22 protein-coding genes are annotated in these 21592 nt (G+C 64.5%); 5 read left to right on the top strand and 17 right to left on the bottom strand.

From position 1 onward, the window contains the following. Window positions 1-58 precede the first annotated feature (58 nt). The 4 genes from ctaD to K6G35_RS01335 all read right to left on the bottom strand — a co-directional run bounded on the left by ctaD (window position 59) and on the right by K6G35_RS01335 (window position 4822). Window positions 59-1669, bottom strand: a complete 1611-nt coding sequence (gene ctaD, locus K6G35_RS01350; protein WP_008642672.1) for a cytochrome c oxidase subunit I — start codon at window positions 1667-1669, stop codon at window positions 59-61. Between the two features lie 42 nt (window positions 1670-1711). Then, window positions 1712-2980 carry a cytochrome c oxidase subunit II gene (gene coxB / locus K6G35_RS01345; protein WP_008642668.1) on the bottom strand — a complete coding sequence of 423 codons (1269 nt, stop codon included), beginning with the start codon at window positions 2978-2980 and terminating at the stop codon, window positions 1712-1714. A 61-nt stretch (window positions 2981-3041) separates the two neighbouring features. Next, window positions 3042-3557 (bottom strand): DUF2244 domain-containing protein, encoded by a 516-nt coding sequence (locus K6G35_RS01340; RefSeq protein ID WP_008642665.1) that lies wholly within the window; start codon window positions 3555-3557, stop codon window positions 3042-3044. A 263-nt stretch (window positions 3558-3820) separates the two neighbouring features. Beyond that, window positions 3821-4822 carry a methyltransferase domain-containing protein gene (locus K6G35_RS01335; RefSeq protein WP_008642663.1) on the bottom strand — a complete coding sequence of 334 codons (1002 nt, stop codon included), beginning with the start codon at window positions 4820-4822 and terminating at the stop codon, window positions 3821-3823. Window positions 4823-5029: 207 nt separating this feature from the next. Between K6G35_RS01335 and K6G35_RS01330 the strand changes: the two genes are divergently transcribed. Together K6G35_RS01330 and trmL are read left to right on the top strand one after the other, a co-directional pair. Then, window positions 5030-5587 carry a ComF family protein gene (locus K6G35_RS01330; protein ID WP_324608878.1) on the top strand — a complete coding sequence of 186 codons (558 nt, stop codon included), beginning with the start codon at window positions 5030-5032 and terminating at the stop codon, window positions 5585-5587. A 52-nt stretch (window positions 5588-5639) separates the two neighbouring features. Beyond that, the gene (trmL, locus tag K6G35_RS01325; RefSeq protein WP_035881324.1) at window positions 5640-6110 is read left to right on the top strand and encodes a tRNA (uridine(34)/cytosine(34)/5-carboxymethylaminomethyluridine(34)-2'-O)-methyltransferase TrmL; all 471 of its coding nucleotides are present in this window, start codon (window positions 5640-5642) and stop codon (window positions 6108-6110) included. A 13-nt stretch (window positions 6111-6123) separates the two neighbouring features. Here trmL and K6G35_RS01320 read toward each other — a convergent pair whose 3' ends face one another. From K6G35_RS01320 to K6G35_RS01300, 5 genes are all read right to left on the bottom strand, one after another. Then, the gene (locus tag K6G35_RS01320; protein WP_035881323.1) at window positions 6124-7107 is read right to left on the bottom strand and encodes a Bug family tripartite tricarboxylate transporter substrate binding protein; all 984 of its coding nucleotides are present in this window, start codon (window positions 7105-7107) and stop codon (window positions 6124-6126) included. A 6-nt stretch (window positions 7108-7113) separates the two neighbouring features. Then, a complete protein-coding gene (locus K6G35_RS01315) occupies window positions 7114-8142 on the bottom strand; it encodes an NAD(P)H-dependent glycerol-3-phosphate dehydrogenase (protein WP_035881322.1) in 1029 nt (342 codons plus the stop codon). A 118-nt stretch (window positions 8143-8260) separates the two neighbouring features. Next, the gene (gene secB / locus K6G35_RS01310) at window positions 8261-8779 is read right to left on the bottom strand and encodes a protein-export chaperone SecB (protein WP_008642655.1); all 519 of its coding nucleotides are present in this window, start codon (window positions 8777-8779) and stop codon (window positions 8261-8263) included. Window positions 8780-8956: 177 nt separating this feature from the next. Beyond that, window positions 8957-9214 (bottom strand): glutaredoxin 3, encoded by a 258-nt coding sequence (gene grxC / locus K6G35_RS01305; RefSeq protein ID WP_008642652.1) that lies wholly within the window; start codon window positions 9212-9214, stop codon window positions 8957-8959. Between the two features lie 78 nt (window positions 9215-9292). Then, a complete protein-coding gene (locus K6G35_RS01300) occupies window positions 9293-9706 on the bottom strand; it encodes a rhodanese-like domain-containing protein (RefSeq protein ID WP_008642649.1) in 414 nt (137 codons plus the stop codon). Between the two features lie 144 nt (window positions 9707-9850). On the opposite strand from K6G35_RS01300, the gene gpmA reads away from it, so the two are divergent. The 3 genes from gpmA to K6G35_RS01285 all read left to right on the top strand — a co-directional run bounded on the left by gpmA (window position 9851) and on the right by K6G35_RS01285 (window position 13278). After that, window positions 9851-10597: a 2,3-diphosphoglycerate-dependent phosphoglycerate mutase gene (gene gpmA / locus K6G35_RS01295; RefSeq protein WP_008642647.1), complete on the top strand. Its 747-nt coding sequence runs from the start codon at window positions 9851-9853 to the stop codon at window positions 10595-10597. 197 nt (window positions 10598-10794) lie between these two features. After that, window positions 10795-12402, top strand: coding sequence for a S41 family peptidase (locus K6G35_RS01290; protein ID WP_008645852.1), 1608 nt, complete (start codon window positions 10795-10797; stop codon window positions 12400-12402). 123 nt (window positions 12403-12525) lie between these two features. Then, window positions 12526-13278 carry a HesA/MoeB/ThiF family protein gene (locus K6G35_RS01285; protein ID WP_495676013.1) on the top strand — a complete coding sequence of 251 codons (753 nt, stop codon included), beginning with the start codon at window positions 12526-12528 and terminating at the stop codon, window positions 13276-13278. Between the two features lie 216 nt (window positions 13279-13494). On the opposite strand, the gene bfr is transcribed toward K6G35_RS01285, so the two are convergent. From bfr to K6G35_RS01245, 8 genes are all read right to left on the bottom strand, one after another. Beyond that, the gene (bfr, locus tag K6G35_RS01280) at window positions 13495-13974 is read right to left on the bottom strand and encodes a bacterioferritin (RefSeq protein ID WP_008645854.1); all 480 of its coding nucleotides are present in this window, start codon (window positions 13972-13974) and stop codon (window positions 13495-13497) included. A gap of 145 nt (window positions 13975-14119) precedes the next feature. Beyond that, the gene (locus K6G35_RS01275) at window positions 14120-14362 is read right to left on the bottom strand and encodes a bacterioferritin-associated ferredoxin (RefSeq protein ID WP_234706934.1); all 243 of its coding nucleotides are present in this window, start codon (window positions 14360-14362) and stop codon (window positions 14120-14122) included. 299 nt (window positions 14363-14661) lie between these two features. Further along, the gene (gene ptsP, locus K6G35_RS01270; RefSeq protein ID WP_186425567.1) at window positions 14662-16419 is read right to left on the bottom strand and encodes a phosphoenolpyruvate--protein phosphotransferase; all 1758 of its coding nucleotides are present in this window, start codon (window positions 16417-16419) and stop codon (window positions 14662-14664) included. Window positions 16420-16469: 50 nt separating this feature from the next. Further along, a complete protein-coding gene (locus tag K6G35_RS01265; RefSeq protein ID WP_008645869.1) occupies window positions 16470-16739 on the bottom strand; it encodes an HPr family phosphocarrier protein in 270 nt (89 codons plus the stop codon). Continuing rightward, a complete protein-coding gene (locus K6G35_RS01260; protein ID WP_008645870.1) occupies window positions 16708-17163 on the bottom strand; it encodes a PTS sugar transporter subunit IIA in 456 nt (151 codons plus the stop codon). Before K6G35_RS01260 ends, K6G35_RS01265 begins: the two co-directional genes overlap by 32 nt. Before the next feature lie 124 nt (window positions 17164-17287). Beyond that, complete coding sequence (gene gshB / locus K6G35_RS01255) at window positions 17288-18241, bottom strand: glutathione synthase (protein WP_008645871.1); 954 nt, start codon at window positions 18239-18241, stop codon at window positions 17288-17290. 24 nt (window positions 18242-18265) lie between these two features. Further along, window positions 18266-19561, bottom strand: coding sequence for a glutamate--cysteine ligase (gshA, locus tag K6G35_RS01250; RefSeq protein ID WP_008645878.1), 1296 nt, complete (start codon window positions 19559-19561; stop codon window positions 18266-18268). A gap of 462 nt (window positions 19562-20023) precedes the next feature. After that, window positions 20024-21568: an ammonium transporter gene (locus K6G35_RS01245; RefSeq protein ID WP_186425565.1), complete on the bottom strand. Its 1545-nt coding sequence runs from the start codon at window positions 21566-21568 to the stop codon at window positions 20024-20026. Window positions 21569-21592: the final 24 nt, after the last annotated feature.

Here is a 21592-nt window from a genome sequence, read left to right as displayed (position 1 = left end):
ACACCTGCCCCGGGGGGCTGGCATCCGGCCGGTGTTACTGGATTACTGGATTACTGGATTACTTGACGACCGGCGGTTCTTCGAACGTGTGGAACGGTGCCGGCGACGGCACGGTCCACTCGAGGCCTTCCGCGCCATCCCACGGCTTGTCGCCGGCGGCCTGGCCACCGCGGTAAGACGGCAGGACCACGAAGAAGAAGAAGTACACCTGCATCAGGCCGAAGCCCAGCGCGCCGATCGAGGCGATCGCGTTGAAGTCCGTGAACTGGGTCGGGTAGTCCGCATAGCGGCGCGGCATGCCAGCCAGGCCCAGGAAGTGCATCGGGAAGAAGGTCACGTTGAAGAAGATCAGCGAGCCCCAGAAATGGATCTTGCCGCGCATCTCGTCATACATGAACCCGCTCCACTTCGGACCCCAGTAGTAGAAGCCCGCGAACAGCGCGAACAGCGAGCCCGCCACCAGCACGTAGTGGAAGTGCGCCACGATGAAGTAGGTGTCCTGCAGCTGGATGTCGATCGGAGCGACAGCCGGCATCAGGCCCGTGAAGCCGCCGATCGTGAACACGAAGATAAAGCCGATCGCGAACAGCATCGGGGTCTCGAACGTCATCGAGCCGCGCCACATCGTGGCGATCCAGTTGAAGATCTTCACGGCCGTCGGCACCGCGATCAGCATCGTCGCGTACATGAAGAACAGCTGGCCCGTCACCGGCATGCCGGTGGTGAACATGTGGTGCGCCCACACGATGAACGACAGGATCGCGATCGAGGCCGTGGCGTACACCATCGAGCTGTAGCCGAACAGGCGCTTGCGCGCGAAGGCCGGCACGACGTGCGAGATGATGCCGAACGCCGGCAAGATCATGATGTAGACCTCGGGGTGACCGAAGAACCAGAAGATATGCTGGTACATCACCGGGTCACCGCCGCCGGCGGCCGAGAAGAAGCTCGTGCCGAAGTGGCGGTCGGTCAGCACCATCGTGATCGCGCCAGCCAGCACCGGCATCACGGCGATCAGCAGGTAGGCGGTGATCAGCCACGTCCAGCAGAACATCGGCATCTTCATCAGCGTCATGCCAGGCGCGCGCATGTTGAGGATGGTGACGATGATGTTGATCGAGCCCATGATCGACGACGCGCCCATGATGTGCATGGCGAAAATCGCCATGTCCATGCCCGGGCCCATCTGCACCGACAGCGGCGCGTAGAGCGTCCAGCCCGCGGCGGTGGCGCCGCCCGGCGCGAAGAACGAGCCGACCAGCAGCAGCGCGGCCGGCGGCATCAGCCAGAAGCTGAAGTTGTTCATGCGCGCGAACGCCATGTCAGAGGCGCCGATCTGCAGCGGGATCATCCAGTTCGCGAAGCCGACAAACGCCGGCATGATCGCGCCGAACACCATGATCAGTCCGTGCATCGTGGTGAACTGGTTGAACAGTTCGGGGCGGAAGAACTGCAGGCCCGGCTCGAACAGCTCCAGGCGGATCAGCAGCGCCAGCACGCCGCCGGACAGCAGCATGGTGAACGAGAACAGCAGGTACAGCGTGCCGATATCCTTGTGGTTGGTGGCGAACAGCCAGCGGCGCCAGCCATGCGGGTGATCGTGCGCATGATCGTGATCGTGCGCGTGGTCGTGCGGATGGCCCAGTGTCTCCGGGGTAGCGGTACTCATCGCAATGACTCCATCAATTCCTGAATGCGGGGCTACCGCGGGTCAGCCTGCGACGCGGTTGCCCGCGAGGCTGGCCTGCTTGTCGGGGGTGCTGGACGGCGCGGCAGCCTTCGGGGCTGCATCGCCTGCGCCGGCCTGTGCGCCGCCGCCTTCCGGGAACTTGCCCGTGCGGGCGCCCGTGAAGTCCGCCGGCTGAATCACTTCGCCGGTCTTGTTGCCCCAGCTATTCCGCGTGTACGTCATGACAGCGGCCAGCTCGGTGTCGGAAAGCTGCTTCCACGACGGCATGGCGTTACGGCCTTCCAGCAGCACGTGCATCTGGCCAGCCTTCGGACCGTTGACGACCTTGGAGCCATCCAGCGCCGGGAACGGACCACCGCCCTTGCCGGTCGGCTGGTGGCAGACCGCGCAGTTGGTCGCGTAGACCTTTTCGCCGCGCGCCTTGATTTCGTCGAGGGTCCAGACCTTGTTGGGATCATCCGCCGCAGCGGCCATCGCCTTCTTCTTGTCGTCGACCCACTTCGTGTACTCGGCATCGGACACGACGCGCACCACGATCGGCATGAACGCGTGTTCCTTGCCACAGAGTTCGGCGCACTGGCCACGATAGACGCCGGTCTTCTCGGCACGGAACCAGGTGTCGCGCACGAAGCCCGGGATCGCATCCTGCTTGACGCCGAACGCCGGAATCATCCAGGCGTGGATCACGTCATTGGCAGTGGTGACGATACGGATCTTCTTGTTGACGGGCACCACCAGCTCGTTGTCCACCTCCATCAGGTAGGTGTTCGACTTTTCCTGCTGGTTGTTGATCTGCTCGCGCGGCGTGGTCAGCGTGGACACGAACGAGATGCCCTCGCCCTGGCCCTTGAGGTAGTCATAGCCCCACTTCCACTGATAGCCGGTGGCCTTGATCGTGATATCCGAGTTCGTGGTGTCCTTCATCGCCACCACGGTCTTCGTCGCCGGCAGCGCCATGGCGATCACGATCAGGAACGGCACGATCGTCCAGACCACTTCCACCGTGATGCTTTCGTGGAACGAGGCCGGGCGGGCGCCCTTGCTCTTCCGGTGCTTGAAGATGGAATAGAACATCACGCCGAACACGGCGACGAAGATCACCGTGCAGATGATCAGCATCATCCAGTTCAGCCAGTGAATCTGTTCGGCGATTTTTGTAACGGGTTCGGCCAGGTTGAGCTGTCGGACGGCGGGGCCGCCTGGCATGTCACTGACCGCGGAGGCCGCCTGGCTGACAAGCAGGGACGCGCCTGCCAGACATGCTGCGGATGCCTTCTTCCACATTTTCATTGTTTATCTACCCAATTTACAGATTCAAATCTGTCCCCGCCCTGCCCCGCAACCTGTCCTTTCAGACACGCCGCAAGGCCACCGCGAGTTCCTGCGCGAACTTGCGCCGCCGATACGGGTCCAGATACAACCCCACCTGCACGGAGCGCTTGTCCGACCGCAGTACCACCGGCGCCCGGAACGATTCACCCAGTTCAACCCGCACCCAGCGTGGGTTGAATACTTCCCGCGTGATCCGGCTGGCGCTGGCTGTCTCCACGACCAGCATTCCGTCGGTCACACTCACGCGTTCATAATCCGCCGCATGGCGCGCATACGCCAGCAGGGCAATCCCCAGCCCGAGCAATTCCAGGCCAGCAAACGGCAATACGAGCCAGGCCCCCAGCCACACGGCGAAGAACACCGCGATGGCTGTCGAGAAACATACGATGGAGAAGTAGAACCAGCCGGCCTGGCGCGGAGTGAGCGAGCAATTCCGCTTCATCAGCCAGTCGTTGCTCGGCAAGGGGGTGCGTCCGTCGAGATTTCCGCCGGAGTCACCAACTGCCGTCTGGAATGCGATACCCAAGTCTTGCATCGCCAACCACTCCGCATCGGATGCACACCCGGGACGAAACACGTCGGAGGTTTGCACATGCGAAGTGCATTCCAGGGACGTTCTTGTGCCAGGGGACCACTGCGACAAACTGGCGCATTATATGGCGCTTCGCATACCTGAACAAGGTAGGATTTGACCGAAGTGCTTGCGCTCATCTAGTTTTTGTGCATGGCCGCATCGCCCCCGATAGTCAACACAATCGGCGCGCGCGCATTGTCGCGCAACCATGCACGACACCGCTTTCATGGCCGCGGCCGGGCGCGTCCGATGCTGTCGACCGGCACAACTGCGCGACCCTGATCGTCGGTTGCCTGCCTGCCACGCGGCGCCAGCTTCCATGCATGGCCGTAGACAATTTCGAACGTCAATGGGATCACGCCATCGGCGTTACGTTGACGATCGAGCGCGGCCAGCACGGCCCGATACCACCGCCTGCCACGCAGCCCGACCGACCCCGGACGACGGAAGCCGCCGAACGATCGCACTTCACGCAACAGATTCTCCGGCGACTCGTAGGTGACCGTCAGCGTTTCCATATCCATCACGGGGGTGGACCAGCCGCTGTGCACGAGCATGTCGCCGATATCGTGCATGTCGACGAAGCGCAGCGTGTGCGCGTCGAGATCGACATCGGCGAACGCCGCGCGCAGTTCCTTCAGCGTGTCGGGGCCGAACAGCGAGAACATCACGAGCCCTTCGTCGCGGGTCACGCGATGCCATTCCGGAAAGACGCGATGCGGCTCCGGATGCCAGTGCAGGGCGAGGTTCGACCACAACAGATCGAAGCTGGCCGCGTCGAATGGCAGTGTGGCAAGATCGCCCTGCACCAGATCGAACATCGGCCGCTTGCCGAGCAGGCGTCCAATCCAGCCTGGGCGCCGCTGCGGATCGCGTTGTCCGGCCTGCTGCAGCATGGCGCCGGAAATATCGAGACCGGCAATCTGCGCATCGGGAAAGCGCGCGCGCAATCCCGCCAGGCCCTGCCCGTGGCCGCAGCCGATATCGATGGCCCGGCGCGGCGTCAGCTTGACCACGTCCATGCGCTCCTGCATCCGCTGGCCGATTTCGCCCAGCAGAAAATCGAGCTGGCCGAAGCTGTGACTGCGGCGGTCAAAGGCAAGCCGGGTCAGGCGCGCGGGCGGCAACCAGGCATCGGGGGAATCAGCAGCATGCAGGGACACGGAGAGACGGAACGGAATCAGTGGAATCGGCGGGCGGCGCAACAGCGTGTCGCGCCTCGGCATGGGCCGGACCCAGATGGCCGGCCAACAGGGACTGGAGTATACGCGCCCTCTTCGCGGCTCGCCGGGCGTGCCGGCGGGATCACCGGGCTCTGGTCGGCGCTGCTGCCGTCGGTTTGCCTGATCTGCGCGAAGGTCCAGCGCGACGTGGTCTGCGCGGGTTGCGCCGACGCGCTGTTGAGAATCGTTCCGCGCTGCCCGCGTTGTGCGATGCCCGGCACCCTACCCAGTGTGAAAGCGGGCCGATGTGACGCCTGTGCCGACGACGACCCCATCGACACCACATTGACGCTGGGCGACTACATCACGCCAGCCGATCGGCTGGTCTTGCGCCTGAAGTTTGCCGCGCGCCTCCCCGCTGCCGCATGGATCGCCCGGCAAATGGCGGCCCGGATGCAAGCTGCGGGTGTCGCGCCCGATGTTCTGGCACCGATTCCTCTTGCACCACAACGGCTGGCGGGCCGCGGCTTCAACCAGGCGTGGGAAATCGCGCGGCCGCTGGGCAGGCAGCTTGGCATCGCGGTCTCGGCAACATTGCTGGCCCGCCGGCGCGACACGGTCAGCCAGCGTGCGCTCGACCAGTCGGCACGGCAGGCGAATCTGCGGGATGCGTTCGTGCTGGACCCGCCCCGCCGGCTAGACGGACTGCATATCGGACTGGTCGACGATGTGATGACCACGGGCGCCACGCTACGTGAGGCGGCACGGGTGCTCAAGGCGCATGGCGCCGCGCGGGTGACGGCGCTGCCTGCGCTGCGCACGCCGTGACACCGGCTGCGACTAGCGGTAAGCTGCGCTCCGGTTTTTCGCCTATCCCATCATGTTCAACGTCGTTCTTGTCGAACCCGAAATCCCGCCGAACACCGGCAATGTGATCCGCCTGTGCGCCAATACCGGCGCGCAACTCCATTTGGTCAAGCCGTTGGGATTTCCGCTCGAAGACGCCCGGATGCGCCGCGCGGGGCTCGACTATCACGAGTACGCGACGATGCGTGTGCATGAAAGCTGGGATGCGTTGATGGCTGCCGAGCAGCCGGACCCCACGCGCATGTTCGCGCTGACCACGCACGGCTCCACGCCGTTCGGCCAGGTCAGCTTCGCGCCGGGCGACTGGTTCGTATTTGGTTCGGAGACCCGCGGGCTCGCACCGGAGCGCCGCGAGTGGTTCCCGTCCTCGCAGCGCATCCGCCTGCCGATGCGCCCCGACAACCGCAGCCTCAATCTGTCGAACACGGTGGCCGTGGTCGTCTTCGAGGCGTGGCGTCAGAACGGATTCGCGGGCGGCAGTTGAATCGACGACGTGGTCAGCCCTCGGGCTGCACGCCGGCCGCACGAATCACCTTGTCCCAGCGTGCCTTCTCGCTGACCATCGTTTCGCGCAACGATGCCGGCGCGGTACCGGCCGGGACGAAATACTGCGTGCGCATCTTTTCGCGGATGTCATCGCTGCCGATGATCCGGACGAGTTCGCGGTAGAGCCGGTCGACGACCGGCGCTGGCGTGCCGGCCGGCGCCAGAATCGCCTGCCATGAAATCGCCTCGAATCCGGGGTAGCCCGATTCGGCCACGGTCGGCAAGGATGGCAGCAGGGACGTCCGGCCCGTGGTGGTCACGGCCAGAATGCGCAGCTTGCCGGCATTGACCATCGGCATGGCAATCGCCGGCACCATGAAGCCGGCCTGCACCTGCCCGCCGACGATCGCCGTGGTGATCTGCGGAAAGCCCGGATAAGGCACGTGCTGCAGATCGATGCCAGCCATCGCTTTCAACTGCTCCATCGCCAGATGCGCCGCGCTGCCGTTACCGACCGAGCCATAGTTCAGCGCGCCCGGCTTCGACTTGGCCAGCGCGACGAACTCGCGCAACGTATGCACCGGCAGGCGGGCGTCGATGACCAGCACGTTCGGCGACGTCGCCACCAGCGTGACCGGCGCGAGCTGCTTCATCGGGTCGTAGCTCAGGTGGCGATACAGCGACGGCGCGGTGACAAGCGGACCGTTGATCGTGAACAGCAGCGTGTAGCCATCGGGTGCGGCCTTGGCAACCATGCCGGTGCCAATATTGCCGCCGGCGCCCGGCCGGTTTTCGACAACCACGGGCTGACCGAGCACTGTGGCGAGCTTCTCGGTCACGATACGCGCGATCAAGTCCGGCGAAGAGCCCGGCGGGAACGGCACGATCATGCGGATCGGCTTGGCGGGCCAGGTATCGGCATGGGCAACGGCAGGAACCGCGCCGACTGCGAAGGTGGCGATCAGGGCCTTGAGAGTGTCGCGTCGACTCGGCATCAAGTGTTACTCGTCGCGCGCGTCACGCTGCAGCAACTGCGAGACCGCATCGGCAACAGGCAACCCCTCGAACAGCACCGCGCAGACCGCGCGCGTGATCGGCATTTCCACACCGACGCGCGCTGCCAGCGCGGCAACGGCCTGCGCGCAACGCACGCCTTCGGCCACATGGCCAAGGTCTGCCAGGATCTGGTCGAGCGTCTTCCCGCCCGCCAGTTGCTGGCCGACCTTGCGGTTACGAGACAAATCGCCGGTGGCGGTCAGGATCAGGTCACCCATGCCGGCCAGACCCATGAAGGTCTCGACACGACCGCCGAGCGCAAGGCCCAGGCGCGTCATCTCGGCCAGCCCGCGCGTGATCAGCGCCGCGCGCGCATTGAGCCCAAGCCCCAGGCCATCGCTGGCACCGGTGGCGATCGCCAGCACGTTCTTCACCGCGCCGCCGACTTCGACGCCGATCAGGTCGTCGCTGCCGTAGATACGCATGGCATGGTGATGGAATGCAGCCTGCGCGCGATCGATCAGCACGTGCGCGGTGCCGGCCACGGTCAGCGCGCACGGCAAACCCTGCGCCACTTCCTTGGCAAAGCTCGGCCCCGTCAGCACGCCATATTCGATCTCGCCCGGCGCCACGCCGGGCGCGTTCAATTCATCGTGCACCATCTGGTGCGGCATCGCATGGGTCTCGGCTTCGAAGCCCTTGCAGAGCCAGAGCATTGCCAGCGGCCCCTTGCGACGCGCGGCCAGCCGGCGCGTCATTTCGCGCAGGCCGGATACCGGCGTGCCGATGATCAGCAGCCCCTCCGGATCGGTCAGGGCGTGATCGACGGCGCGATCGAAATCGGGCTCGCAGACAAGCCGGGGCGACAGGCTCACGCCCGGCAGATAGGTGGCGTTGACGCCAGTTGCGGCGATGCCGGCAAGCTGAGCCGGATCGCGCCCCCAGAGCACCACGTCATGATCGGCGGCGGCCGTGGCCGCGTGGCTTGCAAGCGCGGTACCCCATGCGCCGGCGCCGAGAATGGTCAGTTTCATGGCAGGCCTGTGAAGTCAGCGAAAAGCGCTGTCGTCGCGACAGTATGAACGTTGACGCCTCGCAGAAACACCAAACGGGGCCGCAGCCCCGTTCTGGTGTCCGACAGGCAGTCGCCGATCAGTGGCGGGCCTGGCTGCCGTCAGGCATCACGATGCCCGAGTCGCCGCCCTGGCCTTGCGCTTCTTCCATCGCGGCCTGCAGGCGTTGCTCGTACAGCGCCTGGAAGTTGATTTCCGACAGGTGGATCGCCTGGAAGCCGGCACGCGTGATCACGTCGGCGATGTTGCCGCGCAGGTACGGGTACAGGATGGTCGGGCAGGCGATACCCAGCAGCGGGTCCAGTTGCTCCACCGGCACATTGCGGATGTCGAAGATGCCGGCCTGGTGCGCTTCCACCAGGAAGGCCACCTTGTCTTGCACCTTGGTCGTCACGGTACCAGTCACGACCACTTCGAAGATGCCTTCCTGCAGTTGCGAGGCGCCCACGTTGACCTGGACTTCCACCGAGGGGGCTTCCGATTCGAGGAAGATGCCCGGCGAATTCGGCTGCTCCAGCGACATGTCCTTCAGGTACACGCGCTGAATGTTGAAGAAGGGCTGGTCGTCCTGCTGGTTGGCTTGTTGCTGGTCGCTCATGAAAGGCTTCCGGATGGATCGGTTTGGGCGCGCTGCGCCATGCGGCGCCGGTGGTGTCGATCACCGGCGGCCAGTTGGAAAGCGCATATGGTACATGACGCCGTGGGCGAATTCACCCGGGGCCGGCGTCAATCGGATAGGTCGTTGATCTCGCTGGGAAACCGCGGGCCCTGGGGCTCAGGCCGCCAGCAGCGGCACCAGGCCGCCCTGACGGTCCAGCGCGGACAAGTCGTCGAATCCACCCACGTGTGTCTCGTCGATATAGATCTGCGGCACGGTCCGACGGCCGGTGCGCGTCATCATTTCCTCGCGCTTGCCGGGTTCGCGGTCGATCAGGATTTTCTCGATCGACTCGACGCCCCTCTGCTTGAGCAGACGCTCTGCCATCTGGCAGTAGGGGCACACCACCGTGCTGTACATGACGACGCGGGCCATGCGAAATCTCCTTGAATTCAAAACAACGGCGCGGACCGCCCGGGGCGGTACGCGCCGCGAATACTTCGATGAATGGGCTTACTTGATGACCGGAAGTCCGGCCTGCTGCCAGGCGGTCATGCCGCCTTCGAGCGCATAGACCTCACTGTACCCGGCTTCCTTCAGGGCTGCCTGAGCCTTGCTCGAGCGCTGGCCGTTCTGGCATACCACGATGATGGGGATGGCCTTATCCTTTGCAAGACCACCCGCCCGGTTGGGCAGATCGTCGAGTGGCGCGCTCTTCGCTTGCGGCATGTGGCCCTTGGCGAACTCGGCGGCGTCGCGGATATCCACCACCACCGCATTGCGCTTGTTGATCAGCTGCGTGGCGGCGGCCGCGTTGACGCGTTTTCCGCCCGTGCCGCTCTTGATCGTCGGCCAGGCCAGCAGGCCGCCAGACACCACGGCGATGGCGATCAGGGCCAGGTTATTGTAATCGGCGAAGAAATTCACGTTGGCATTCCGTTGGGTTGGGTCGGCGGCATTATAAAATACGCGGTTTCGTGCCCACGCCGATATTTGTCCGTCGCCTCCCGGCCGCCGCCGGCCTTGCGACGGATCGTGCGCACTGCAGGTCATTTACTCCCTGGAAGCAGCATGTACAAGCTCGTTCTCATCCGCCACGGCGAATCCACGTGGAACCTCGAAAACCGCTTCACCGGCTGGGTCGACGTCGACCTGACCGATACGGGCGCCGCGCAGGCCAGGCAGGCCGGCACGCTGCTCAAGGAAGCCGGCTTCGCCTTTGATGTGGCCTACACCTCCGTGCTCAAGCGCGCCATCCGCACGCTCTGGCACGTGCAGGACGAAATGGACCAGATGTGGATTCCGGTGCGCAACGAATGGCGCCTGAACGAACGTCACTACGGCGCACTGGCCGGCCTGAACAAGGCGGAAACGGCCAAGAAGTACGGCGACGAGCAGGTGCTGGTGTGGCGCCGCAGCTACGACACGCCGCCGCCCGCGCTGGAGCCGACCGACGAACGTGCCTCTTTCGGCGACCCGCGCTACGCCAACGTGCCGCGCGCGGAGATCCCGCTGACCGAGTGCCTGAAGGATACGGTGGCCCGCGTGATGCCGCTGTGGAACGAATCCATCGCTCCCGACATCAAATCCGGCAAGCGCGTGGTGATCGCCGCCCACGGCAACAGCATTCGCGCCCTCGTGAAGTATCTGGACCAGATTTCGGATGACGATATCGTCGGCCTCAACATTCCCAACGGCACCCCGCTCGTCTACGAGCTGGATGCCGACCTGCGCCCCCTGCGCCACTACTACCTGGGCGACCAGGAAGCCATCGCGGCATCCCTGGCCGCCGTGGCCAGCCAGGGCAAGGCCCGCTGACAGCCGGCGCGCGGATGCGCCGGCCCGGGTCGCACCCGGGTAGGCGCGCCGCGTTGTGTGGCCGCCCCCACCATGGAATGGCGGCCCTCAGGTCTTTTTCTCCGCACCCTCTTATACTGTCGGTCAAATCCGCCCCCCGGGTCATCCCGGCACGGACCTGACCCTTGCACAAATCCTCACACGTTCAGGCTGCCCTCATGCGTAAGACGCTCAAGAACATTAGCCTCGTCTCAATAGGCGTCGTTGCCGGCGTGCTCGCCACGCTGCAGATTTCGGCGACCGCCCAGAATACGACCGGGCCGCTGCCGCTGGACCAGTTACGGCTGATGGCCGATATCTTCGGGCAGATCAAGCGCGAATACGTGGAGCCGGTCGATGACAAGAAGCTGCTGACCGAAGCCATCAAGGGCATGGTCGCCAGCCTCGACCCCCACTCGGCCTACCTGGACGAAAAGGATTTCAAGGAACTGCAGGAAGGCACGCGCGGACGCTTCGCCGGCCTGGGCATCGAGATTTCCCAGGAAGAGGGCCTGGTCAAGGTCATCAACCCGATCGAGGACACGCCCGCGTTCCGCGCCGGCATCCAGCCGGGTGACCTGATCACGCGAATCGACGACAAGCCCGTGCGCGGCCTGCCGCTGGAACAGGCGGTCAAGCGCATGCGCGGCGAGCCGGGCACCAAGGTCACGCTGACGATCTACCGCAAGAGCGAGGAACGCACGTTCCCGGTGTCGATCACGCGCGCGGAAATCCGCGTGCAGTCGGTCAAGACCAAGATGCTCGACAACAACACCATCGGCTGGGTGCGCCTGACGAGCTTCCAGGAGCGCACCGTGACCGATCTGGGCCGTCGCCTCAAGGAGATGGCCGATAAGAATCCGAACCTGCGCGGCATCGTGCTGGACCTCCGCAACAACGGTGGCGGCGTGCTGCAAGGCGCGGTAGGCGTGGCCGCGGCCTTCCTGCCCGAGGATTCGGTCGTGGTATCGACCAACGGCCAGGTGCCGGATGCCAAGCGCGTCTACAAGGCGTCGTTCAGCAACTACCGCCTGTCGTCGCTCGAGGACGATCCGCTCAAGGATCTGCCGGCAGAGTTCAAGAAACTGCCGATGGTCGTGCTGACCAACGCCTACTCGGCGTCAGCATCGGAAATCGTGGCCGGCGCGCTGCAGGACCACAAGCGCGCGACGCTCATGGGCAAGACGACGTTCGGCAAGGGCTCGGTCCAGACCGTTCGCCCGCTGACCAACGACACCGGCATCAAGCTCACGATCGCGTATTACTACACGCCGTCGGGCAAGTCGATCCAGGCCAAGGGCATCCGCCCGGATATCCCGGTCGACCAGAACCCCGAAGGCGATCCGGACGACGCGCTGATCACGCGTGAAATCGACACCGAACGCCACCTGCACAACAAGCAGGAGTCGGAAGAGCCGGAAATGGCCGAACGCGAGCAGCGCCGTGTGGAAGAACTGCGCCGCCTGGAAGAAGAGAACGCCAAGAAGACGCCGGAAGAGCGCGAGAAGGAACGCAAGAAGAAGCCGGTGGAATTCGGTTCGCCCGAGGACTTCATGCTGCAGCAGGCCATCGCACAGCTCGACGGCAAGCCGGTGCAACGTTCGAAGTCGCGCCTGGAAGCCACCGGCACGGCTGGCAAGCCGGACAGCTCCGACAGCCCGAAGCCGGCCAGCAAGGCGCCCGCCAAACCGGCTGCCAAGCCGGCGGCCCCGGCCAAGCCTTCCAGCCCGCCGCCCGCAAGTGCCCCGATCGGCGATCCGCTGGGTACGCCGACCGGCAAGAAGTAACGGCAGGACGCGAGAAGCCCGCCGCGCGACTCTGGCGCGTGGCGCTTTCCGCCTTCAGCCCTGCGGCCCGCGGTATTGCACCGGCGGGCCGTTTTTGTTTGATCTCCTGATTCCACGTGGACCATGACCGACGATCAGCTTCTGCGCTATTCGCGCCATATCCTGCTTGACGAGCTCGGCATCGAAGGCCAGGAGCGCCTGCTGGCCGGCCATGCGCTGGTGATCGGCGCAGGCGGGCTCGGCGCGGCGGCGTTGCCCTACCTGGCCTCGGCCGGCGTGGGCACGATCACGATCGTCGACGACGATGACGTTGACCTGACCAACCTGCAGCGCCAGATCCTGCACACCACCGCCAACGTGGGCCGCCCCAAGGTCGAATCGGCCAGGGAGGGAATGCTGCGCATCAACCCCGGCATCGACATCCGCATGGTGCCGATGCGGGTGGGCGACGCCGAACTGGATGGTCTCGTCGCGCAGGCTGATGTCGTGCTCGATTGCTGCGACAACTTCGCCACGCGCCACGCCGTGAATCGCGCCTGCCTGCGGCACCGCAAGCCGCTGGTATCCGGCGCCGCGCTACGCTTCGATGGCCAGGTCACCGTGTTCGACCTGCGCAATCCCGATGCGCCTTGCTACGCCTGCCTGTTCCCGCCATCCGAACCGGCGCCTGAGGCCGCCTGCGCCACGATGGGCGTGTTCGCGCCGCTGGTCGGCATGATCGGCACGGTGCAGGCCGCTGAGGCCCTGAAATTGCTGACTGGTGTAGGAGAGACGCTGGCGGGACGCTTGCTGATGGTCAACGCCATGTCGATGGAGTGGACCACGATGCGCCTCTTGCGCACGCCGGGCTGCGAGGTCTGCGGCGGGGACCACTGAGTCCGCCGAGCTGCGGGGCGATGGACGATCCGGCGCTGGAGCCCTCCGGCGCGGACCGTCCATGCTGATACAGCTGGATGAGTACAAGAATCCGAATGAGAACGGTTACTAACCGATTGCGCATTCGGGCGCGGCGTCTCGAAACGCCGCGCGTCTGACCAGCCGTCGCCGCGCGTCATCGCGACGCGCGCGGCGGCCAATCCTTTGCCTGCGCGCTTACTGCTCGCCCGGCTCCATCTGAGACTGCAGGTAGTTCGGCAGGCCGACCTTGTCGATCAGGTCAAGCTGCGTCTCCAGGTACTCGATGTGCTCCTCGGTGTCCGTGAGGATATCGACCAGGATTTCGCGGCTGACATAGTCACCAACCGATTCGCAGTACGCAATGCCTTCCTTGACGGTGGCGTGAGCACCCTGCTCCAGCTTCAGGTCGCACTTGAGCATTTCGGGCGTGTCTTCGCCGAGGAGCAGCTTGTGCAGGTCCTGCAGGTTGGGCAGGCCGTCGAGCATCAGAATGCGCTCGATCAGGCGATCGGCGTGCTTCATTTCGCCGATGGATTCCTTGTACTCCACGTCGCCGAGCTTCTTCAGCCCCCAGTGGCGATACATACGGGCGTGCAGGAAATATTGGTTGATCGCGGTGAGTTCGTTCTTCAGCTGCGCGTTCAAATGCTGGATGACCTTCTTGTCACCTTTCATACAGGGCTCCTGTTGCAAACGACAACGGACCCAGGCAGCGGCACGAATGACAAGGAGCGCAAATACAAGAAAGCGCGCCTCGGACTTTCGTCCGTGGGCGCGCTCTCAATGCACGCGTTCTTTGGGTAATTCTGCGGTATTCGAATCAGGCAACCAGCGCTGTGCGCCGGTCGTTCGCGACTGCCGGGTCCCGAGCGTCCATTATGGCATGTGACGTAGTCGTCGAACAGGACGAAATTTCGACAACTTTGATCGTAGCCATAGTTGAGGCCCTCACGGTCTTCACCGCGGCAACGCCTTCACACAGCACTTGCTGCGCGCATTCGCGGCAACGGCCGCAGCAGGTCCCAACGCCAAGCGTTTCCGCCAGCTCATCCATTGTCGACACGCCGAGGTGGGCGGCGCCATGGATTTCATGATCAGTGACCTGGTTGCAAATGCAGACGTACACAAAAGCCTCCTTGGGGGCGGCGTCGGCACCGGCATGCCGCACGCGATGAGAGGCAGAATATCAGAGATTAGAAATGATAACAATTCCCATTAATGCACTTGCAACGGACTGTCCGTATGCATCACAAACCGAGGAATTGAGGCGATTGACTGGCCACTTTTCGGCGGCATAAGTGCCGCAAACGACACTGTAATCGCGCCCTAAAACCCTGAAATCCTCAGGGTTTCAGGGTGGTGTCACGCCGTCAGCTGCTTCAACGCGGCCGTAAGCTCGTCCGGTTCGTAGCAGTTCAGGATCTGGTCGACCGCCTTGTTCAGGCGCTCGCAGTCCGCATGGATGACCTCCTGCTTCACCCGCAGCAATTGCGCCGGGTGCATCGAGAACTCGCGTAGTCCCATGCCCAGCAGCAACCGGGTCATTGCCGGATCCCCCGCCATCTCGCCACACACGGCGACGGGCACGCCCGCGTGGTTGGCTTCGCGGATCGTCCGGGCAATCAGCTGTAGCACGGCCGGGTGAAGCGGGTCGTAGAGGTGCGCCACGGCATTGTCGGCGCGGTCGATCGCCAGCGTGTACTGGATCAGGTCATTGGTGCCGATGGACAGGAAGTCCATGCGCTTGAGGAACAGCGGCAGCAGCAGCACAGCAGCCGGGATCTCAATCATCGCCCCGACCTTGATACCCGGGTCGTACGGCAGGCCGCGTTCGTCGAGCTGGCGCTTGGCTTGCTCGATCAGGTCCAGCGTCTGGTCGATCTCACCGGCGTGAGCCAGCATCGGGATCAGAATCCGGACCGGGCCGAACGCGGAAGCGCGCAGTAACGCCCGCAACTGGGTCAGGAACATCCCCGGCTCTGACAACGACCAACGGATCGCGCGCAAACCCAGTGCGGGGTTCAGCGCGGTCTCGAAGTCGTCGCCACGGCCGTCGAGCGGCTTGTCGGCACCGATGTCGATGGTCCGAATCGTGACCGGCAGCCCGTGCATCGCTTCCACGGCGTTGCGATACGCGTGGAATTGCTCGTCTTCATCCGGCAACTCGCCACGCCGGTTCATGAACAGGAATTCGGACCGGAACAGCCCCACCCCGACGGCGCCGGCGGACAGCGCCGCACCGGCATCCTCCGCCATCTCGATATTGGCCAGCAGCTCGATCTCGAGCCCGTCCAGCGTCACCGCCGGCATGTGGCGCAGCCGCTGCAGGCGCTTCTTCTCAAGCGCGCGCTCGCTCTGGCGGTGCCGATACTCTTCAAGAATGATGGCCGACGGATCGACGATCACCAGGCCGGCATCGCCATCGATGATGATCCAGTCGTCCTGTCGGATCAGTTCACTCGCGTTCTTGACGCCCACCGCGGCGGGGATGTCGAGACTGCGCGCGACGATAGCCGTGTGCGATGTACGGCCGCCCAGGTCCGTCACGAAACCGTGGAACACGGTGTGCTTGAACTGGAGCATATCGGCCGGGCCGATGTCGTGGGCCACCACGATCACGCCCGGCGTGGCCTCGCCATCCGGCGCGAGCGTCGGCACGGGCGCCGGCGCCAGCACGGGCGCCCCGGCCAGCACCTTCAGGATCCGCTCCACCACCTGCTCGATGTCGGCCTTGCGCTCGCGCAGATACTCGTCCTCGATCTCGTCGAACTGACGCATCAGTTCTTCGAGTCGCGTGGTCAGGGCCCACTCGGCGTTATAGCGGCGTTGGAGAATCAGCGTCTCGGGTTCGCGCGACAGGGCCTCATCGTCGAGGATCATCGCGTGGACATCGAGAAATGCCCCCATTTCCTCCGGCGCGTCGCGCGGCAGGTCACGCTTGAGCGTGATCAGCTCGGCCCGCACCGCGGCGCGTGCCGAGCGCAATCGCTCCACCTCGGCTTCGAGCCGGTCTTCGTCGACCAGGTAGTGCGACACATCCAGCGCAGCCGGCGCAAGAATATGGGCTCGCCCGATGGCGACCCCACGAGAAACCGGAATGCCGTGCAAGGCAAAGGGCATGAACCGCTCCGTCAGGAACGTTTAGAAAAAGCCTGGATTACCGTCGAACTTCACTCGCCTTCGCCGAAGCGGTTGGCGATCAGCGCCAGCAGCGCATCCATCGCCTCCTGCTCGTCAGGGCCGTCAGTCTCGATCGAGACTGTCGATCCAATCCCGGCGGCCAGCATCATCACGCCCATGATGCTCTTGGCGTCGACCTGGCGGCCGTTACGGGACATCTTGACCTGGCTGTTGAAGCTACCCGCCAACTGCGTGAGCTTGGCGGATGCGCGGGCATGAAGCCCGAGCTTATTGATGATGGTGGTGTCCCTCTGCAGCATATTTGTCGGGATGATTTGCGGTTTGGTTCTGGACGGCGGTCGTGCCTATTTGCAGCACGCCCTGGGCGCCTCCGGCCAAGGCCTTGGTGGCAAGCTGGTCGAGCTTCTCCGTCCGATAGCAGATAGCGCGCACGAGCATCGGCAGGTTGACACCGGCCAGCACCTTGACCCGACCCGGCTCGGCAAGCCGCGCGGCGATATTGGCAGGCGTGGCGCCGAAGATATCGGTCAGCACCAGGGCGCCGTTCTCTTCGCAAACGTCTGCGAGGCGCTTCCGCGCCTCGGCCAGCACCGCCGCAGGGTCGGCATCGGCGATAACGTCGATCGCCTCCACCCGCTGCGGCTGGCCGCAGTAGACGTGGCCAGCGCAATCGCGCAGCGCCGAAGCCAGTGGCGCATGAGCGATGATCAGAATTCCTGCCATGATGGTGAATCCGTTGGACTGCCCGAATTGTAGCAGGCAGCCTGACCGCCCAATCCGCGGCCCCGCCCGCCGCGCCAACTGTGGCGCCTGAACATCGGCGGAGACCAGCGGCGGTTGGAGACCGTCAGCGACGGTCGGCGGCTACGGCCTGCTCCAGCGCGTCGATGAACATGCCCGCGACATTGAAGCCGGTCTGCTGGGCGATCTCCTGAAAACAGGTCGGACTCGTCACATTTACTTCGGTCAGGTAGTCGCCGATCACGTCCAGCCCTACCAGCAGCAAGCCCTGTTTCCATAGTCCGGGCGCCAGGGTTTCGGCGATCTCGCGATCGCGCGCGCTCAACTCCTGCGCCCGCCCCACCCCGCCAGCGGCCAGATTGCCGCGAATCTCGGTGCCCTGCGGAATCCGCGCCAGCGAATACGGCACCGGCTTGCCGCCGATCAGCAGGATGCGCTTGTCGCCATCCTTGATGGCCGGGATGTAGCGCTGGACCATCAGCGTGCGCGCGCCGTTGTCGCCAAGCGTCTCGACGATCGCACCCAGGTTCATGGCGTCGGCGCCTACCCGGAACACACCCATGCCGCCCATGCCGTCCAGCGGCTTGACGATGATGTCCTTATGCTCGGCATGGAATTCACGAATGCGGCCGGCATCGCGCGTCACCAGCGTCGGCGTGATGAACTGCGGATGCTGGCCGATCGCCAGTTTCTCCGAGTGGTCCCGAATCGCGCGCGGCTTGTTGAAGACGCGCGCGCCCTGCGCTTCGGCCAGTTCCAGCAACCAGGTGCTGGTCACGTACTCCATGTCGAACGGCGGATCCTTGCGCATCAGCACCGCATCGAACGCGGACAGCGGCATCATCGCGGCATCGCCCAGCCGATACCAGGCCTGGGCGTCGTCGGTCAGCTCCAGCGGCCGCACCATGGCCTCCACGACGTTGGCCGACAGCGAAAGCTGCGATTGCAGGCAGAAGAACAGCTCGTGCCCGCGCGCCGCCGCCTCGGTCATCATGGCGAAGGTGGAGTCCTTGTAGGTCTTGAAGGTCTCCAGCGGGTCGGTAATGAACAGAATGCGCATGGTGGATTGCAGGGGCGTTACGAATCAGATGATCGGATTCGGGTCGGTCTTCTCGAGTTCCAGCGACGCGGCCAGCAGGGCCAGGCGCGCCACCACGCCATACATGTAGAAGCGGTTCGGCACGGCCGCGCCCGGCTTGGCGTGGCTGTCCGGCATACCGTTCGGCGCGAAGGCCAGCGGCACGAAGTGCATGCCCGGCGCGTTCAGGTTCTCGTCGATGCCACGGCCCGTGTGCACGCGGTAGAAGCCGCCCACCACGTAGCGGTCGATCATGTAGACCACCGGCTCCGCCACCGCGTCGTTGACCTTTTCGAAGGTGTGCACGCCTTCCTGGATGATGACGTCGGAGACCTCGAGGCCCTCCTTCACGACACTCATCTTGTTGCGCTCCTTGCGATTCAGGCCCTTCACCTCGGACGGGTCGCGCACGGTCATGATGCCCATGCCGTAGGTGCCGGCGTCGGCCTTGACCACCACGTAGGGCGTTTCCTTGATGCCGTACTCGCGGTACTTTTTCGCGATCTTCTTGAGCACGCCTTCCACCGCGTCAGCCAGTTCTTCCTCGCCGATGCGCTCATGGAAGTTCACGCCAGTCTGCCGCGCGAAATACGGATTCACCATCCACGGGTCGATGTCGATCAGCTTGGCGAACTTCTTGGCCACCTCGTCATAGGCGGCGAAGTGGCTGCTCTTGCGGCGGGTGGACCAGCCGGCGTGCAACGGCGGCAGCAGGTACTGCTCGTTGATGTTCTCCAGGATCGGCGGAATCCCGGCCGACAGGTCGTTGTTCAGCAGGATCGAGCAGGGATCGAAATCCTTCAGGCCCAGCCGGCGGCCCTTGGCGCCAAGGCGCGCGAGCGGCTCCACCACCAGCGTCTGGCCGTCGGGCAGCTCGATCGGGGTGGGTTCGGTGATTTCCTCGGACAGCGAGCCCAGGCGCACATTGAGGCCCGCCTGGCGCATGATCAGCGACAGCCGCGCCACGTTCTGCAGATAGAACATGTTGCGGGTGTGGCGCTCGGGAATCAGCAGCAGGTTCTTGGCGTCCGGGCAGATCTTCTCGATCGCAGCCATGGCGGCCTGGACCGCCAGCGGCAGCATTTCGGGCGCGAGGTTGTTGAAACCGCCCGGGAACAGGTTGGTGTCGACCGGCGCCAGCTTGAAGCCAGCGTTGCGCAGGTCCACGGAACAATAGAACGGCGGAGTATGCTCCTGCCATTCCAGCCTGAACCAGCGCTCGATGGACGGTGTGGCGTCCAGGATCTTCTTCTCGAGTTCGAGTAGCGGACCGTTCAGCGCGGTGATGAGATGCGGGACCATATCCATCCTAATGAATCAGCTTTATTGTCCGCCCCGATTGTAGTGGAACGGCCACGAGGCTGCAGGCCCGCCCTGAATAAGCATATGCGGAGCCCAGCATAAGGGATCTGGATATGGGGATGTTTGACGCATTTCAAAGGTCCGGAGACCATGCGCCGCCCCATGGGTGCTACATGCGTGCTCCATGGGCAAAAAAAAGCGCGACATGGCGTCGCGCTTTCAAATGGCCTGACAGATACGGGGAGCGTTCTGCAGGTGGAGGAAACTGCCTCACTGGCACTCTATGCCCCGCAGGCATTAAAGACAATTGAGACTTTTTAAGATCCGATTTAAGCACCCTGCGAATACTGACACCCGTTTGAGGGGCGAGCCCGAAAATAAAAAAGCCCCGGCACATGGCCGGGGCGAAACTCCTGAGAGAAGATTCCCAATCAGCTCTCCAGCACAACACCTTGGCGGATATCAGACCTCATACGCGGTTTCACCGTGCGAGGTGATATCCAGACCTTCGCGCTCTTCCTCTTCCGGCACGCGCAGGCCAATCAGCATATCGACCAGCTTGTAGGCCACCAGTGCTACCACGCCGGACCAGACGATCGTGGTCAGCACACCTTCAAACTGGATCCAGACCTGACCGGCGATCGAGTAGTCGTCGGCCACCTTGTTGGCAACGTAGTCATAGATACCCGTGCCGCCCAGGCTCGGCGCGGCGAACACACCAGTCAGCAGCGCGCCGAGAATACCGCCTACGCCGTGCACACCGAACACGTCCAGCGAATCGTCCATGCCCAGCAGGCGCTTCAGACCGGTCACGCCCCACAGGCACAGCAGGCCGGCGATCAGGCCCATCGCGATCGAGCCCATCGGGCCGACGAAGCCGGCGGCCGGGGTGATCGCCACCAGGCCGGCGACAGCACCCGAGGCGCCACCGAGCATCGACGGCTTGCCCTTGCCGATCCACTCACCGAAGGTCCAGGAAACCACCGCGGCGGCCGTGGCCAGCAGCGTGTTGACGAAGGCCAGCGCGGCGCTGCCGTTGGCTTCCAGGGCCGAACCGGCGTTGAAGCCGAACCAGCCGAACCACAGCAGCGAGGCGCCCACCATCGTGAAGGTCAGGCTGTGCGGGCGGATCGCTTCACGACCGAAGCCGATGCGCTTGCCGAACATGAACGCGCCCACCAGACCGGCCACAGCGGCGTTGATGTGCACCACCGTGCCGCCCGCGAAATCGAGCGCGCCCTTCTGGAACAGCCAGCCGGCCTTGGCGGTGGCGGCGGTGCCTGCGGCGGCGTCGGTGTACGCATCCGGGCCGGGCCAGAACCAGACCATGTGGGCCATCGGGATGTAGGCGAACGTGAACCAGAGGACCACGAAGACCAGCACCGCCGAGAACTTGGCGCGCTCGGCGAAGGCGCCGATGATCAGGCTGCAAGTGATCGCCGCGAACGCGCACTGGAACGCGAAGTAGCCCAGTTCCGGCACCACAACGCCCTTGCTGAACGTGGCGGCCACGGCATCGACCGTCAGGCCCTTCATGAACAGACGGTCCGTGCCACCGAAGAAGGCGTTGCCCTCCGTGAACGCGAAGCTATAGCCGTAGATGGCCCACAGGATCGAGATCACCGAGAAGATCATCAGGCACTGCATCAGCACCGACAGCATGTTCTTCGAGCGGACCAGGCCACCGTAGAACAGCGCCAGGCCCGGCAGCGTCATCAGGATCACGAATGCGGTGGAGACCAGCAGCCAGGCCGTGTCGCCCTTGTTGGGCACCGGGGCAGCCGGCGCGGCGGCAGCTTCGGCGGGCGCCGCGGCAGGCGTGGCCGCCGAAGCTGCCGCAGCCGGTGCTGCCACGGCGGCTGCGGGGGTTGCGGACGCCGTCGCGGCCGATGCTTCCGCGGCGGGCTTGTCCTGCGCCACGGCGTGGGTGGAGAGGCCGAGACCGGCCGTGCCGAGCGCCAGCGTCATCGCGCCGGCCGTCAGGATTCGCTTGAACCAGGTTTTCATTTGCTTAACCTCTTTCCGGGGGTG

The sequence above is a fragment of the Cupriavidus sp. HY129 genome (assembly GCF_059492215.1).
This window is presented reverse-complemented; position numbering and strand designations above follow the sequence as displayed.

Coding starts and splice junctions, on each gene's coding strand:
- ctaD (WP_008642672.1), bottom strand. CDS start 1,669: ATGAGTACCGCTACCCCGGAGACACTGGGCCATCCGCACGACCACGCG.
- coxB (WP_008642668.1), bottom strand. CDS start 2,980: ATGAAAATGTGGAAGAAGGCATCCGCAGCATGTCTGGCAGGCGCGTCC.
- K6G35_RS01340 (WP_008642665.1), bottom strand. CDS start 3,557: ATGCAAGACTTGGGTATCGCATTCCAGACGGCAGTTGGTGACTCCGGC.
- K6G35_RS01335 (WP_008642663.1), bottom strand. CDS start 4,822: ATGCCGAGGCGCGACACGCTGTTGCGCCGCCCGCCGATTCCACTGATT.
- K6G35_RS01330 (WP_324608878.1), top strand. CDS start 5,030: ATGCCCGGCACCCTACCCAGTGTGAAAGCGGGCCGATGTGACGCCTGT.
- trmL (WP_035881324.1), top strand. CDS start 5,640: ATGTTCAACGTCGTTCTTGTCGAACCCGAAATCCCGCCGAACACCGGC.
- K6G35_RS01320 (WP_035881323.1), bottom strand. CDS start 7,107: ATGCCGAGTCGACGCGACACTCTCAAGGCCCTGATCGCCACCTTCGCA.
- K6G35_RS01315 (WP_035881322.1), bottom strand. CDS start 8,142: ATGAAACTGACCATTCTCGGCGCCGGCGCATGGGGTACCGCGCTTGCA.
- secB (WP_008642655.1), bottom strand. CDS start 8,779: ATGAGCGACCAGCAACAAGCCAACCAGCAGGACGACCAGCCCTTCTTC.
- grxC (WP_008642652.1), bottom strand. CDS start 9,214: ATGGCCCGCGTCGTCATGTACAGCACGGTGGTGTGCCCCTACTGCCAG.
- gpmA (WP_008642647.1), top strand. CDS start 9,851: ATGTACAAGCTCGTTCTCATCCGCCACGGCGAATCCACGTGGAACCTC.
- K6G35_RS01290 (WP_008645852.1), top strand. CDS start 10,795: ATGCGTAAGACGCTCAAGAACATTAGCCTCGTCTCAATAGGCGTCGTT.
- K6G35_RS01285 (WP_495676013.1), top strand. CDS start 12,526: ATGACCGACGATCAGCTTCTGCGCTATTCGCGCCATATCCTGCTTGAC.
- bfr (WP_008645854.1), bottom strand. CDS start 13,974: ATGAAAGGTGACAAGAAGGTCATCCAGCATTTGAACGCGCAGCTGAAG.
- ptsP (WP_186425567.1), bottom strand. CDS start 16,419: ATGCCCTTTGCCTTGCACGGCATTCCGGTTTCTCGTGGGGTCGCCATC.
- K6G35_RS01265 (WP_008645869.1), bottom strand. CDS start 16,739: ATGCTGCAGAGGGACACCACCATCATCAATAAGCTCGGGCTTCATGCC.
- K6G35_RS01260 (WP_008645870.1), bottom strand. CDS start 17,163: ATGGCAGGAATTCTGATCATCGCTCATGCGCCACTGGCTTCGGCGCTG.
- gshB (WP_008645871.1), bottom strand. CDS start 18,241: ATGCGCATTCTGTTCATTACCGACCCGCTGGAGACCTTCAAGACCTAC.
- gshA (WP_008645878.1), bottom strand. CDS start 19,561: ATGGTCCCGCATCTCATCACCGCGCTGAACGGTCCGCTACTCGAACTC.
- K6G35_RS01245 (WP_186425565.1), bottom strand. CDS start 21,568: ATGAAAACCTGGTTCAAGCGAATCCTGACGGCCGGCGCGATGACGCTG.